Here is a 14,555-nt window from a genome sequence, read left to right as displayed (position 1 = left end):
AGGGGCATCTTTGTGCTGCCCCACATTCAAGCTGATTTCATCCACCCAAGACATGGTGGGGCAACAGTCAGCTTTTTTTGCAGTCGGCCAAGCCCGTCCTCGTGACGGGCTTTTTCATTCTGGCGAGCCATACTTGCCCATTCGCCCAATCAAGGAAACCCAACCGGTGCAGGTGTTGATCCAATGGACGTTGAAGCTGGTGTGCCTGTTGTGGCTCACCCAGGTACCCATGAGCCTGGCCGCTGTCAGCCTGCCGTTCAAACTGGTGCCGGCGTTTATCGCGCTTGAACCTATGCCCCTGGCGCCGACCGAGCAGCAGTGGTTGGCGGCGCATCGGACATTGAAGGTGGGCATCTCGATCGATGACTACCAGCCGATCGACATCACCCGCGACCGCAATCGCTACCAAGGCATCAGCGCCGATTACTTGAGCCTGGTCGGTGCGCGGCTGGGTGTGCCCATGCAAGTGCTGGGCTTCTCCGAGCGCGCCCAGGCGGTTGAAGCGCTGCGCAATGGCACCATCGATATTCTCACCAGTGCCAATGGCTACGAGCGAGATGTACCCGGCCTGCAGTTCACCCCGGACTACATGCCCGACCGTTCAGTGGTGGTGCTGCGCCGCGACGATACCCAAGGCGACGATCTGGCCGGCAAGAAGCTGGTATTACTCGACGGCTACGCCAACGTGCAGAAGGTTCACGCCGCCTACCCCGACAGCCACATCATGCTCGCGCCCAACCTCTACAGCGGCCTCGAAGCCCTGAAGCAAGGCGATGTCGATGCGTTTATCGGCAATGAAGTGATTGTGCGCGCCTATAAATCGCTGCGGCCTTATCTGGGGTTGCAGATCAAGGAGCAAAGCCGGTTGGCGCCCATCGGTTTTGCCTTCGCCACCCGCCAGGCCGATCCGTTGTTGGGGGCGATGATGAACCGCGCGCTGGCAAGCCTCGACGAGTCGGTGCAGCGCGAAATCCTCGCACGCTGGACCACCGGGCTCGGTGTCGGCATCAGTGGTGAGCGCATTGCGTTGTCGACATCGGAACGGGCCTGGGTGCGCGAGCATCCCCATGTCGTGGTGGTAGCCCAGCAAATGTCGCCTTATATCTTCAGGGACCAGGACGGCCACTGGGTTGGCTTGAATGTCGACCTGTTGAATCGCATCTCGCGCATGACCGGTTTGCAGTTCATTTATGAAGAGGTGGGTTCTACCGCACAAACCCTGGAATGGCTGGAAACCGGCCGGGCGCAGATGAACACCACCCTGGCGGTGAATCAGGAGCGCAGTGCGCTGCTCAACTTCAGCCATGGTTTTGGCGGCTCCGGCTGGGTGTTTATCGAACGTGCCGATGCCGCGCCCCTGACGGGTTTGAACCAGTTGGACGGCAAGGTGCTGGCATTGCCGGCACGCCACGTCATGGAGAGCCAGATTCGCCATGACCACCCGCGCATCAAGTTGCGCCTGGTGGACAATTACACCCAGGCCCGTGAGTTGGTACGACGGGGCGAGGCCGCCGCCACGATACAGACTGAAGTGGAAGTGCAGAGTTATGCGCAGGAAGGCCTGCGTATGGGCCGCAGTGTCGACGGCCAGTGGTCGTCCAACTGCCTGTCGGTGCGCAAGGACCAGCCTGAATTGCTGAACATTCTGAACAAAGCCCTGGAGGCGTTGCCGGTGGCTGAGTTGAGTGCCTTGCGCCTGCGTTGGATCGGTGCCGTGACGATTCCCCCGCCCGTCTGGCAGCGTGTACCGCCCTGGGCCTATTGGACGATGGCCACGGCGCTGCTGTTTGTGTTGGTGTCGTTGGTGTGGAACAGCCGGCTCAAGCGCCAGATCCGCCAACGGCTGGAGGCCGAGCAACGGCTCAATGACCAGCTGGCGTTCAAGCGCGCATTGCTCGACGGTATGCCCAACCCGCTCTTTGTCCGCGACCTGGATGGGCGGCTGGTAACCTGCAACAAAAGCTATGAACAGCAACTGGCGACCCGGCTGGAGCTGATCCAGGGCCTGACGCTGATGGAAAGCAAGGTCGTGCCCGACGCCACGGCGGCGCGCCTGCACGAAGGGCACATGGAGCAATTGGCCACGCAGCAGTCGTTGTTTGTCGACCGGCAATTGGAGCTCAATGGCGGTACTTATCACGTCTACCAGTGGACCGTGCCCTTTTTCGACGCTCAGGGCCGCTTGCAGGGGTTGTTGGGCGGCTGGATCGACATCAACGAACGCAAAGACCTGGAGCGCCAGCTGATGGACGCCCGCCAGGCAGCCGATGAGGCGAACTACGCCAAAAGTGCATTTCTCTCGGCCTTGAGCCATGAGATTCGCACCCCCATGACCGCCATCATTGGCTTGCTCGAACTGGAGCAAGAGCGTTGCCTGGCAAGCGGCCAGCCGGTTTCCGAGGCGCTGCAAGTGGCCCATCGTTCGGCGCGCGAGCTGATTGCGCTGATGGGCGACAGCCTGGACTTGGCCAAGATCGAGGCCGGTCACCTGCAACTGGCGCCACAGACCACCGAGCTCAAGAGTTTTTTCGAGGGTATCCAGAGCCTGTTCGAAGCCACGGCGCAAAAGAAGGGCCTGCATCTGACCCTGGCGTTTGATCCGGCTGCTCAGGGCTATTACTGGTTCGACCCGCTGCGGTTACGCCAGGTGATGCACAACCTGTTGGGCAATGCGCTCAAATTCACCGAGCGGGGCGGGGTTCACCTCAGCGTGACTTGCCAGCGGGATGAGCGCGATAGTGAATACCTGCACCTGTGCGTCAAGGACAGCGGCCCGGGCATCAGCGCCGAGCAACAGCCGCGGGTGTTCAAGCCATTTACCCAGGTAAGCGCCTTGACCGCCGCGCAACACGGCGGCACTGGCCTGGGCCTGAGTATCTGCAAGCAACTGGTGGAATTGATGGGCGGGAGCATTTACCTCGACAGTGTGGTGGGCGAGGGGACGGTGGTGTGCATTGACCTGCGCCTGGACCGGGTCAGCACCGATGATGTGCCGGCAATGCCTACCGCGACGTTGTCACCGACGGGGCGCAGCCTGTCGATACTGGTGGTGGATGATTTGGCGGCCAACCGCCTGGTGCTGGCGCAGCAGTTGCAGTTCCTCGGTCACCAGGTGGTCGCCCTGGAGTCGGCCGAGGCCGCGTTGCAACGCTGGCGTGAGCAGCGTTTTGACGTGCTGGTCACCGATTGCCAGATGCCCGGCATGTCCGGCTATGCCTTGAGTGCGGCGATCCGACGCCTCGAAGCCGAGGAGCAACGGCCTCGTCTTGCGCTGATCGGTTGCACCGCGAACGCTATGAAAGATGAACAACGCCGCTGCGAGGACGCCGGTATGGATGAACTGCTGGTCAAGCCCGTGACTCTGGAACACTGGACCCAAGTGCTGGCCCGCGTGGCGCCCCTGCGTTCGTTCGATATCCAGGCCCTGCGCACCATGACCCAGGCCGACGGGCCAGTGCTGCACAGCATGTTGCAGGAACTGGCCAAGAGCCTGGACCACGAACACGAGGTACTGGCGGGTGCCCTGGCCGAGCGCGACGTGGCACGCTTGAATGCATCGCTGCACCGGCTCAAGGGCATTTGCTCGCTGGTGGACGCACTGCCACTCGCCAAGGCCTGCGTCGCCCTTGAGCAGTGCGCCCGTGAACAGCGCGGCGCCGAGCTTGAAGCACCCTGGTTGCGCTTGTCCGAGGTGCTCAAGGCGTTTCGTCGCGACCTGCAACCCTATCTGGATGCCTGACACATTGTAGGAGCGAGCAAGCTCGCTCCTACAGACCACATTTAGGACACGTCCTATGGGGCACACCGCAGCATATGACTACTGTGCAGGACTTTCCCTGTACCGACACCACTTACCCATGCGATCCCTGAACGTCCTGATCCTCGAAGACAACCCGTTTCAACTGATGGCCCTGCACCAGATGCTCAATGCCAACGGCGTGTTCAATGTACGCGCCGCGGAAACGGTCGAAATCGCCCGCCAATCCCTGGACAGCAAAGGCCCGGTGGATATCGCCATCTGCGATCTGTACCTGGAGCAGGGCGATGGCCTGGCGTTGATCCGTGAGTTGGCGGAACGCCGCCTGGCCCAAGTATTGATCCTGCTCAGCAACGCCGAGCCCGACGTTCTGGAAGGCGTGGCGAACATGGCGCGCCAATTGGGGCTCAAGGTCTTGGCGTGCTTGCCCAAGCCGGCTTCGGCCAAGCTGATCGGGCAAGTACTGAGCGACTGTCAGGAGCACTTGCGTCCAGGGCCAGCGGTGCTGTCCTGGGAGCGCGTCCGTCAACTGCTGAGCTTGAGCGAGCAGGAACAACTGCCGCCCTCGGCGGATGTCAGCCAGGCGACTATCGCAGCCTGTGGCAGGGTCTGGTACCAGCCCATCGTCAGTCAGGCCGGTGTGTTGCAAGGGGTGGAGGCGCTGGCGCGTTGGCAGTTGCAGGACGGTGAGCTATTGCTGCCTGACGAGTTCCTGCCGGTGTTGGAGTTTGCCGGCATGGAAGAGGCGTTTACCTGGCATGTGCTGGAGCAGGCGCTTGGCCTGGCCAACCAGGTGATGGGCGACAGCGGCCAAGTGCTGCCGGTGGCCGTGAATATTCCCGGGCGCATGCTGGAGCGTGAGCACTTCCCCCAGGTGCTGCAAGGTTTGCTGCAACTTCATGGTGTGCCCGCCCATAGCCTGACCCTGGAGTTGGTGGAAACCTCGACGCTGAAAACCGACAGCGCCCATGTCACCGGGTTGCTGCGCTTGCGCATGTTGGGTTGCCAGTTGTCCATCGGCGACTTCGGCATGGGCGGCACCAGCCTGCAGCATTTGCTGGAACTGCCTTTTACCGAGCTGAAAATCCCCCCGGCGTTTGCCTGTGGGATGGCCAATGATGACCGCAAGGCCGCGGTGGTGGCGGGCGCCATGAGCATGGCGGCGCGCCTGGACGTTGCGGTAGTGGTCACCGGCGTGGAAACCGCCGCCGACTATCACGCCGTGGGCGAACTGGGCGCGGCGTGGCTGCAAGGCTGCTTTATCGCGCGGCCGATGGAGGCCGCGGCGCTCAAGCAATGGATCGCATTTCAGGCTAGGCCAGCCCGTGTTCCTGCACGTAAATAAACAGGGCGGCATCATTGACCAGCCCGAGCTTGCGCATGGCGCTGACTTTTTGCGCGCTGACGGTCTGCTTGCTGCGGTGCAGGTGCGCGGCGATCTCGCCCACCGTCATGCCACCGGCCAACAGGCGAATCACCTCCAGCTCCCGGGGTGACAGGTGCTCCTGGGAATGCAGTCGATCAGCGCCGACTTCCCCGGCCAGGCTCAGCGCCTGGCGGATGGTTTGGGCCACGTAGGTGCGTTGCTGGCGCACCTGGCGGATCGCCTGGGGCAGCTCATCGGCCAGGCTGGCCTTGCTCAGCAGGCCCATCACACCCAATGCCAGGATGGAATGAAACAACCCGGCATTGTTGAGCATGGTCACCACCACAATGGGCAGTTGCGGATAGTGCCGGCGCAGTTGCTCGATCAAGCGCAACCCGTCGGCCTGGGGCTCGACGGGCATCATGAAGTCGGTCACCACCACATCGCAGGTACTGTGTTGCAACAACGCACTGAGGGCCTGGGGGGAATTGGCCTCGCCGACGATGCTGATGTGCGGGTCACGTTCGAGCACGGCGCGCAGGCCAATCAGGAAAATCGGGTGATCGTCGGCAATCACGATACGCAAGGGCGGTTCAGACGCGGCTCTCAAGGCAGGCTCCCGGGATAATCCAGGGATTCTAGCCTGTGCGCCGTTGTTTTTTCTCTGTCATCTTTTCCGTGCATGCTCGTTTTCCTCAAGCAGTGGATTACACAAAAGGTAGAACTTTCTGCTTTGAGCACGGGTCACTTGAATGTCAGCCTCTTCGTGACATTTTTGTTTTTCGAACCTTTTTCGAATGATTGAGTGGTGATCGAGATGGAAAGTATCAACCTATTGCTCAGCCAAGCACTGAGCCCTTATCAGGTTACGCTGACCTCTGCCGGTATGCGCGACGACTGCCTGGTAACCGTGAAGAACCCCGGTGGCGCCATCGTGGTTGAACGTGAAGTCGATCGTGCGCAATTGAGCGATAAGCGCGCGCTGGTGGATGTGGTGGATTGCCTGCTTCGCGACCTGAAAATCGCCGAAGGGCGCCTGGAACCTTCAGTCATCGCTGCCTTGCGCAACGCCTCACAAACCCGTGGCGGCGCACTGGCATGAAACATTATTTTTCTTCGGAACCTTCCTACACGGTGGTCAGTCAGAGTTTGTAACAGCAAGAGCAGGCATTGTGCTCCGGTGTCTGTAGCTTGCTGTACTGGTCTTTGTAGGCCACGTTTAACCCCGAGTTGTCTCCCCACTGCTCGGGGTTTCTTTTTGCCTGCAATTTGTCAGATTGCGCCATCCTTGCGCAGGCGAGTGATAGCCGCCGCGTCATAGCCCAGGGCATTGAGCACCACGCTGTTGTGTTCACCCAATTGCGGGCCGACCCATTCGCAACTGCCCGGTGTGTCCGAGAGCTTGGGCACGATGCCGGGCATCTTGAAGTCCTTGCCGCCCGGCAACTGCGCCTTGAGGAACATTTCCCGGGCCAGGAATTGCGGGTCACCCAGCATGTCTTCGGCGCTGTAGATACGGCTGGCGGGCACCTCGGCTTTATTCAGTTGCTCAATCACCTGGTCGAGCGACAGCGAATTGACCCAGCGATCAATCACGCCGTACAGCTCGTCGCGGCGAGTGTCACGCCCGTCATTGCTGGCCAGTGCAGGGTCGTTCGCCAAGTCGTCACGGCCGATCACCTGCATGAAGCGCTTGAAGATCGCATCGCCATTGGCGCCGATTTGCACATGCTTGCCGTCTGCGGTGGTGTGGATCGAGGACGGGGTGATGCCGGGCATGATGTTGCCGGTGCGCTCACGGATAAACCCGAACACATCGAACTCGGGGATCATGCTTTCCATCATGGCGAAGATGGCTTCGTACAGCGCCACATCCACCACTTGGCCCAGACCGCCGTTGACCTCGCGGTGACGGAGTGCCATCAGCGCGCCGATCACCGCCCACAACGCGGCAATCGAGTCGCCGATGGAAATCCCGGTGCGCACTGGCGGGCGGTCTTCGAAGCCGGTGATATAGCGCAAGCCGCCCATGGACTCGCCCACCGCGCCAAACCCCGGCTGGTCCTTCATCGGCCCCGTCTGGCCGAAGCCCGAGAGGCGTACCATCACCAGCTTGGGGTTGAGGGCGTGCAGGGTTTCCCAACTCAGGCCGAGTTTCTCCAGCACGCCTGGGCGGAAGTTTTCGATCAGAATGTCGGCGTCGGCCAACAGTTGCTTGAGAATCGCCAGGCCCTCAGGGTGCTTGAGGTTGAGGGTCAGCGACTGCTTGTTGCGGGCCTGCACGAACCACCACAGCGAAGTGCCTTCATACAGCTTGCGCCATTTGCGCAGCGGGTCGCCGCCGTCCGGGGATTCGACCTTGATCACTTCGGCGCCGAATTCGGCGCAGATGCGTGAGGCAAACGGGCCGGCGATCAGAGTGCCCAGTTCGATGACTTTCAGGCCGGCAAGTGGTTTGGCATTAAGCGACATGGGGATCCTTACAAGCGCGGGACGATGATGTACTGCTTTTTAACATAGGCGAGCTGCGTGGATGCAGCGCAGTATTCGTTCAATGCCCTCGCCATCGGTTAGACTGGCCGTCTTTCCTTGTCTTTAGAAGCCCGTTCATGGCCCAGCCGTCCACGACCTACAAATTCGAACTCAACCTCACCGACCTCGACCGCTCGGTGTATGAGAGCGTCAAACAGACCATCGCCCGCCACCCTTCGGAAACCGAAGAGCGCATGACCGTGCGCCTGCTGGCCTACGCCCTCTGGTACAACGAGCAATTGGCGTTCGGGCGTGGCCTGTCGGATGTGGACGAACCAGCCCTGTGGGAAAAGAGCCTGGATGATCGGGTTTTGCACTGGATCGAAGTCGGCCAGCCGGATGCCGACCGCCTGACCTGGTGCTCGCGCCGCACCGAACGCACCAGCCTGCTGGCCTATGGCAGCCTGCGCGTGTGGGAAGGCAAGGTGGTGCCGGTGGCCAACAACCTGAAAAACGTACATATCGCTGCCGTGCCCCAGGAAGTGTTGGAGACCCTGGCCAAGGACATGCCCCGCGTCATCAAGTGGGACGTGATGATCAGCGAAGGCACGATCTTTGTGACCGATGACCGTGGCCAGCATGAAGTGCAACTGCAATGGCTGGTCGGCGAGCGCGGTTAAACCTTGGCTGAACCCGGCTCCCTGTAGGAGCGAGCTTGCTCGCGAAAAACTCCAGGGCACCACGATCACCCAGGCACACGCGTCATCGTTAACCACCTTCGCGAGCAAGCTCGCTCCTACAATGATTAAAGAGAAGTTATCACCACCGTATGCGTATCGATCCCCGCCCACTGCCCGCCGTCCTGCCTTTTCTCGGTGAACTGCCGCCGCTGTTGACCCGCCTTTACGCCGCACGCGGGGTGCAATCGGAAGCCGAGCTGGACAAGAGCCTGGCGCGGTTGATTCCCTATCAGCAGCTCAAGGGTATCGACGCCGCGGTGGACTTGCTGGTGACGGCCCTGGAGCAGCGCCAGCGCATCCTGATCGTCGGTGACTTTGACGCCGATGGCGCCACGGCGAGCACCGTGGGCACTCTGGGCTTGCGTTTGCTCGGCGCGGCCCATGTCGACTACCTGGTGCCCAACCGCTTCGAATACGGCTATGGCCTGACCCCGGAAATCGTCGCGGTGGCCCTGCAGCGCGAGCCGCAGTTGCTGATCACCGTGGACAACGGCATCTCCAGCGTCGAAGGCGTGGCGGCGGCGAAGGCGGCGGGGTTGCAGGTGCTGGTCACCGACCACCACTTGCCCGGTGATGAACTGCCGGCCGCCGACGCCATCGTCAATCCGAACCAGCCGGGCTGTGGGTTCCCCAGCAAGGCCCTGGCCGGGGTCGGCGTGATCTTTTACGTGTTGATGGCCCTGCGTGCGCGGTTGCGCAGCCTGGGTTGGTATGACAACAAGCCCCAGCCGAACATCGGTGAACTGCTTGACCTGGTGGCCCTGGGCAGCGTCGCTGACGTGGTGCCGCTGGACGCCAACAACCGCATCCTCGTGCACCAGGGCCTGGAGCGTATTCGGGCCGGTCGGGCACGGCCGGGGATCAAGGCGATTCTGGAAGTGGCCAAGCGTGATCATGCGCGTATCACCTCCACCGACCTGGGTTTTATCCTCGGCCCGCGCCTGAATGCCGCCGGACGCCTGGATGACATGAGCCTGGGCATCGAATGCCTGCTCACCACCGACTTCGCCGCCGCACGGGAAATGGCCGCGCAACTGGACGGCATGAACCAGGACCGTAAATCCATCGAGCAAGGCATGCAGCGCGAGGCCCTGGCCCAGCTCAAGGACTTGCCGGTGGAGTCGATGCCGTACGGCTTGTGCCTGTTCGACCCGGAGTGGCACCAGGGGGTGATCGGCATCCTCGCGTCACGCATGAAGGAGCGTTATTTCCGCCCGACCATCGCCTTCGCCGATGCCGGCGATGGCCTGCTCAAGGGCTCTGGACGCTCGGTGCAGGGCTTTCATATCCGCGATGCGCTGGCAGTCGTCGCCAGCCAGCATCCCAACCTGATCACCAAATACGGTGGCCACGCCATGGCGGCGGGGCTGACCTTGCCTGAAGCCAACTTCCCGTTGTTCGCCGAAGCCTTTGATGCCGAAGTGCGTCGGCAACTGCGCGAAGAAGACCTCACCGGCCGCCTGCTTTCAGACGGTACCCTGGCGGTGGAAGAGTTTCACCTGGAACTGGCCCGCGCCCTGCGCCATGCCGGCCCGTGGGGGCAGCACTTTCCCGAGCCGTTGTTTCACGGGGTATTTCAGTTGGTGGAGCAGCGGGTGGTGGGCGAGCGGCATTTGAAAGTGGTGCTCAAGAGCGAATGCGGGTCGGTGAAGCTCGATGGCATTGCCTTTGGTGTGGACCGCGAAGTGTGGCCAAACCCGACCGTGCGGTGGGTGGAGTTGGCCTACAAACTGGATGTGAATGAGTTTCGTGGCAATGAGACGGTGCAACTGATGATTGCGCACATCGAACCGCGCTAGTTTTCATCAACACCACGTACCACTGTGGGAGCGGGCTTGCCCGCGATGGCGGACTGTCAGTCAACGCTACTGTAACTGAGCCCGCGCTATCGCGGGCAAGCCCGCTCCCACATTGGGTCTTGGATTAAGCTGGAATTATTCGGCTTTGGCCTGATGCTTGACAATAATCTCCACCAAGCGCTTGGCCAGCGCCGGGTAGTTCTCATCGAAGTGATGCCCGCCCGGCAGCTTCATGGCTTCGCCCACGGCGGTCTTGTCGGTGCAGCCACTCTCGTCGACTTCTTCGGCACCGTAGATGCACACGACTTTTTCAGGCGGCAGCTTGGCCATTTCCGGGCCGGTGGCGGCTTCTTTGCCGGCGTTGCCCAGCCAGCCTTCCACTTCGATTTCAAAGCTGCCGGTGCGGGCGAAGGCCAGCAGGATGATCGCGTCTACCCGTTGCTGTTCGTTCTCTGGCATACGGTTGTAGATCGCCGGCAGTACGTCGGCGCCGAACGAGTAACCGGTCAGCACGAAGCGCTTGGTGCCCCATTTCTGCCGGTAGTGTTGCATCAGCTCGGTGAGGTCCTTGGCGCTTTGCTCGGGGCTCTTGTGCTGCCAGTAATAGCGCAGGGTGTCGATGCCCACCACCGGGTAGCCGATCTTCGCCATCTCGCCCGCCACGTCGCGGTCCAGGTCGCGCCATCCGCCGTCACCGGAGAGGAACAGGGTCACGGTGTCCTTGGCTTGGCCGGCAGGCACTTCCACCACCGGAATCGCCAGGCCGCCGTTGTCCGAACCGACCAGTTGCTTGCGCAGTTCGTTGTTCAGCACCTGTGGGTAATGAATGTCGTAGTCGCTGATGCTGGTCGTAGCGCGCGGTGTGTCACGTACGAAACTGGCGCTCTCATCGTCGGGGTTATCGTTCCACGCCACCAGCCAGTTGCCATGGGCGGCGGTTTTCGGCAGCGGGTCGTTGCAGCCTTCCTGTTTCAGGGCAAAGCCCACGGAGATGGCGTTGGCCTTGTCGTCGTTCTGGGTGGCCAGCCAGCGCCAGGCGAGTGCGGCGCCAGGGCCGATGCCGCTGACCAGGGTCGCCGGGCCTTTGAGCTGGGCCAGGGCGTCTTGCAGGGCTTTTTCCTGCAATGCGCAGTCATCTTTGGGCAGCACCACCTGAACCAGTTGCGCAGCACCGCCCTGGCTCAGGGCCATCAGTTGGCTGTCGGTCAGGGTTTCGTCGGCCATCACCGCCACGGCCACGCGGGCTTTTGCGTTGCTGGCCGGGGTCACGCGGGTCATTACCGAACCGTCGGCCTGGGGCAAGTGCTCCAGCGTCGGCTGCGGGGCAGGGCGGTTCCAGTACCAGAAGCCACCCGCCGCGATCAGCGCAAGCAGCACCACTAAAGCCAATACATACCGCCAGGAGCGTCGAATCATCAGCGTTTCACCAATCCAGTCAAGCCGCCCGCGATCAGGGCGGCGGTATCGGCCAATGCCACCAGCGGATCCAGTCCTGCGGGCACAGCCATGTAACGGGGTTCCCAGTCGGGCTGGAACTTGTCTTTGAAGCGGCGCAAACCTTGGAAGTTATACAGTTGCTCGCCACGGCGGAACACCATCGAACCCAGGCGTTGGGTCAGCGGTGCGCCACGGCGCGGTTGCAAGCCCGACAACGGCACCATGCCGAGGCTGAAGCGCGCGTAGTCGTGGCTCTTATAATGTTGAATCAGGCCCACCATCATGAATTCCATGGTCAACTTGGGCGCGTCCGGGTGGGCACGCATCAGGTCGAGGCTGGCCAGGTCATGGTTGTAGGTTTCGAGCAGGTTGGCGAAGGCCACCGGGCGCCCTTCGAAGCGAATGATCGCGATACGAAAGTGCTTGAGGTAATCATCGCTGAAACGGCCCAGGGAGAAGCCCTTTTCCCGCACATTCTTACCTGTAAGCCAGGCATCGGAGATGACTTTTAATTCATCCATTGGCGCCTTGCCCGGTTCGCAGATCTCCAGGGACAGCCCGTCCCGGGTGCCACGGTTCCAGGTGTAGCGCAAATCCTTCATTTCTTTGCCCTTGGCTTCCAGGTCAAAGCGTTTCAGGTCGACGCGGGCTTCTTCACCCAGCTTGATCGCGGTGAGGCCGATGTCCATGTAGTACGGCAGGTTCTCGGCGCGTACCTGGTAGAACACCGGGCGGGCGTGGTGGATGTCGCACAGGTCGCGGAACTGCCAGATCATCTCGGCGCGCGGCTGGGTCGGGCCGATCGGGTCGTACAGGGCCACCAGGCTACGCCCGCGACGGGCATACATCAGGAAGGCTTCATCGTTGGGGTGAAACAGCAGCGCCTTGTCGCCGGTGAGCGCCAGGCCGCCGTCGGGTTGGGACGAGGCCATCAGGATCTTGCTGGCGCGCTCCAGTTCTTCCGGGGTCGGCAGGTGGATAACCGGGCGTGCCGTGCGCAGCAGCCAGGTCAGCGACACGATCACCAGCAACACGGCGGCGCCGAGAAGCGAACGCAAGCCACGTGGGGCGTTGGCGTCGAGGGTGAACTGCCACCAGAGTTGATGGCTGTAGGGCACGTCCTGATAGGCAAACAGCAGCAGCCAGATCGAGGCACCGAGCACACACACACTGGCCACCAGGTACAGCGGCGAAAACGGCAACTCGGTCAGGCGACTGGCGCGGTAGAACGAGCGGCGGAAGATGGCCAGCAGCACTGCGGTCATGGTCATCAGGCTGGCTTCTTCCCAGTCGAAGCCTTTAAGCAGCGAGAGCAGGGCGCCAACCAGCAGCAACACCATGGTCAGCATCCAGGCGGCCGACAACCGCCGGCGCAGGCCCTGGGCGAGCAACAGGCACAACACGCCGATCAGGCTGGCACCGAAGTGCGACGCGTCAATCAGACGATGGGGGATCAGGAAGCCGATGTTTTCCAGGCGTGAGTCGATTTCTGGCGTGGCGCCGGAAAACAGCAGGACCACGCCGGACAAAAAAACCAGGACGGCCAATACTGGCGCTGCCAGCCCCGACGCTACCCGCAGGCTCTGCTGGGTCTGGAACAGGCGCTGGGCCTCGTTGACCAGCAGGAACACACAGGCGATCAGCAGAGGCAGCACCACGTAGATCATGCGGTACAGCAGCAAGGCCGCGGCCAGGGGCGCGGCACCGAGTTTGTCGGCAAAGGCCGCCAGCAGGATCGCTTCGAATACGCCCACGCCGCCCGGCACATGGCTGAGCACACCGGCGGCCAGGGCCAGCAGGTACACCAACAGGAACGGGCCGAAGGGCGGCGCTTCCGGCAACAGTAGATACAGCACGGTAGCGGCTGCGGCGACGTCCAGTGCGGTGATGATCAGTTGCAGGAACGTCAGGCGTCGGCCTGGCAGGCGCAGGGTACGGCGCCCGGCCTTGACCAGCAGGTTGTCGGGGTAGGGCTGTTCCGGCAGGCGGCGGCGATAGATGCCGATGCACAGCAGCACCGACAACAGCAGCACGGCGCCGGCAATGCCACCGAGCAGGCTTTGCGATAAATGCAGGTAAGTGGAAGCGGCCGGCAAGTTGCTCAACGTGGCCAGCGCGGCCAGCGGCGGCAGGGCACAGCCAAGGGCCAGGCTGGCGAATACGGTCATGTGCGCCACTTCCGAGGCGCCGATGCCATGCCGTGCATATAAACGGTAGCGCACCGAACCGCCCGAGAGCATCGACAAACCAATGGCGTTGCCAATGGCAAAGGCGGTGAAACCACCCAGGGCCAGGGTTTTGGCGGGCAATTGCACGCCGGCATACCGCGCACCGGAGAACTCATAGCCGAGCAGGATAATGAAGCCGGCGACCGCTGCCGCGAAGGCACCCAACAGGGCGGGCTTGGGCACTTCCAGGATCGAATCGTGCAGGGCGTAGAGGTCCAGCTCCAGCAGCAGGTGCCGGCAGGCGATCAGGGCGATTGCAAACAGCAGAAGCGTCACGGCCAGGCCGATGGGCTGGCGATACTTGCTCAACAGGTCCAGCCACCGCAAACGGGTGGGAGTGATCGGTTGTTCTGCTGTGACGGTGTCTTGTGGTTCAGACGAGTTGGCGCGCATCAATCACCTCGTGGATTGTGCGCGACAGGATGGAGGTATCCAGCCAAGTTACCAATCCCTATGGACAAAATAATTACAAATATTAACGCGGATCACCGGGCGCGGCGACTGCGGCCATTGGTCGTAGAGGGGGAGCGCTTGAGCAGTGAGCATAGCGTGCAATGAGATGGACTCTGCAAACCGTCTACGGTTTCATGAAAGATGCCATGCCATTGTTTCAGAAGAACTTTTTCGTCAGATACAAAAAAGGCCACTCTTTCGAGTAGCCTTTTTTGATGTTTGGTTGCGGGAGCCGGATTTGAACCGACGACCTTCGGGTTATGAGCCCGACGAGCTACCAGACTGCTCCATCCCGCGTCTGTG

The 14,555-nt window shown here is 61.8% G+C and carries 9 protein-coding genes and 1 tRNA gene; 5 read left to right on the top strand and 5 right to left on the bottom strand.

The features are described 5' to 3' along the window. The first annotated feature begins 166 nt into the window (after window positions 1-166). Both E1K68_RS22385 and E1K68_RS22380 read left to right on the top strand, forming a co-directional pair. Window positions 167-3,739, top strand: coding sequence for a transporter substrate-binding domain-containing protein (locus E1K68_RS22385; protein WP_212614920.1), 3,573 nt, complete (start codon window positions 167-169; stop codon window positions 3,737-3,739). Between the two features lie 118 nt (window positions 3,740-3,857). After that, window positions 3,858-5,102 carry an EAL domain-containing response regulator gene (locus tag E1K68_RS22380; protein WP_212614669.1) on the top strand — a complete coding sequence of 415 codons (1,245 nt, stop codon included), beginning with the start codon at window positions 3,858-3,860 and terminating at the stop codon, window positions 5,100-5,102. Here the strand turns inward: E1K68_RS22380 and E1K68_RS22375 are convergent. Further along, window positions 5,071-5,733, bottom strand: a complete 663-nt coding sequence (locus E1K68_RS22375; RefSeq protein WP_212614668.1) for a response regulator transcription factor — start codon at window positions 5,731-5,733, stop codon at window positions 5,071-5,073. The genes E1K68_RS22380 and E1K68_RS22375 overlap by 32 nt on opposite strands. 207 nt (window positions 5,734-5,940) lie before the next feature. Here E1K68_RS22375 and E1K68_RS22370 point away from each other — a divergent pair, with 207 nt between their 5' ends. Beyond that, window positions 5,941-6,225: a DUF3509 domain-containing protein gene (locus E1K68_RS22370; protein WP_020301357.1), complete on the top strand. Its 285-nt coding sequence runs from the start codon at window positions 5,941-5,943 to the stop codon at window positions 6,223-6,225. A 170-nt stretch (window positions 6,226-6,395) separates the two neighbouring features. Here the strand turns inward: E1K68_RS22370 and E1K68_RS22365 are convergent, their stop codons facing one another. After that, the gene (locus E1K68_RS22365; RefSeq protein ID WP_003193953.1) at window positions 6,396-7,595 is read right to left on the bottom strand and encodes a CaiB/BaiF CoA-transferase family protein; all 1,200 of its coding nucleotides are present in this window, start codon (window positions 7,593-7,595) and stop codon (window positions 6,396-6,398) included. 137 nt (window positions 7,596-7,732) lie between these two features. On the opposite strand from E1K68_RS22365, the gene E1K68_RS22360 reads away from it, so the two are divergent. After that, window positions 7,733-8,275, top strand: coding sequence for a YaeQ family protein (locus tag E1K68_RS22360; protein ID WP_003193952.1), 543 nt, complete (start codon window positions 7,733-7,735; stop codon window positions 8,273-8,275). A 149-nt stretch (window positions 8,276-8,424) separates the two neighbouring features. Further along, entirely contained in the window at window positions 8,425-10,134 is a 1,710-nt protein-coding gene (recJ, locus tag E1K68_RS22355; protein WP_003193951.1) for a single-stranded-DNA-specific exonuclease RecJ, read from the top strand. A 135-nt stretch (window positions 10,135-10,269) separates the two neighbouring features. Here the strand turns inward: recJ and E1K68_RS22350 are convergent, their stop codons facing one another. The 3 genes from E1K68_RS22350 to E1K68_RS22340 form a co-directional block, all read right to left on the bottom strand. Further along, entirely contained in the window at window positions 10,270-11,550 is a 1,281-nt protein-coding gene (locus E1K68_RS22350) for a virulence factor family protein (RefSeq protein WP_212614667.1), read from the bottom strand. Next, the gene (gene mprF / locus E1K68_RS22345; protein ID WP_003193949.1) at window positions 11,550-14,192 is read right to left on the bottom strand and encodes a bifunctional lysylphosphatidylglycerol flippase/synthetase MprF; all 2,643 of its coding nucleotides are present in this window, start codon (window positions 14,190-14,192) and stop codon (window positions 11,550-11,552) included. The genes E1K68_RS22350 and mprF overlap by 1 nt, the downstream gene beginning before the upstream one ends. A gap of 280 nt (window positions 14,193-14,472) precedes the next feature. Further along, a tRNA-Met gene (locus tag E1K68_RS22340) sits at window positions 14,473-14,549 on the bottom strand. Window positions 14,550-14,555: the final 6 nt, after the last annotated feature.

This window comes from Pseudomonas sp. B2021 (genome assembly GCF_018135665.1).
Taxonomy (GTDB): domain Bacteria; phylum Pseudomonadota; class Gammaproteobacteria; order Pseudomonadales; family Pseudomonadaceae; genus Aquipseudomonas; species Aquipseudomonas lactis.
This window is presented reverse-complemented; position numbering and strand designations above follow the sequence as displayed.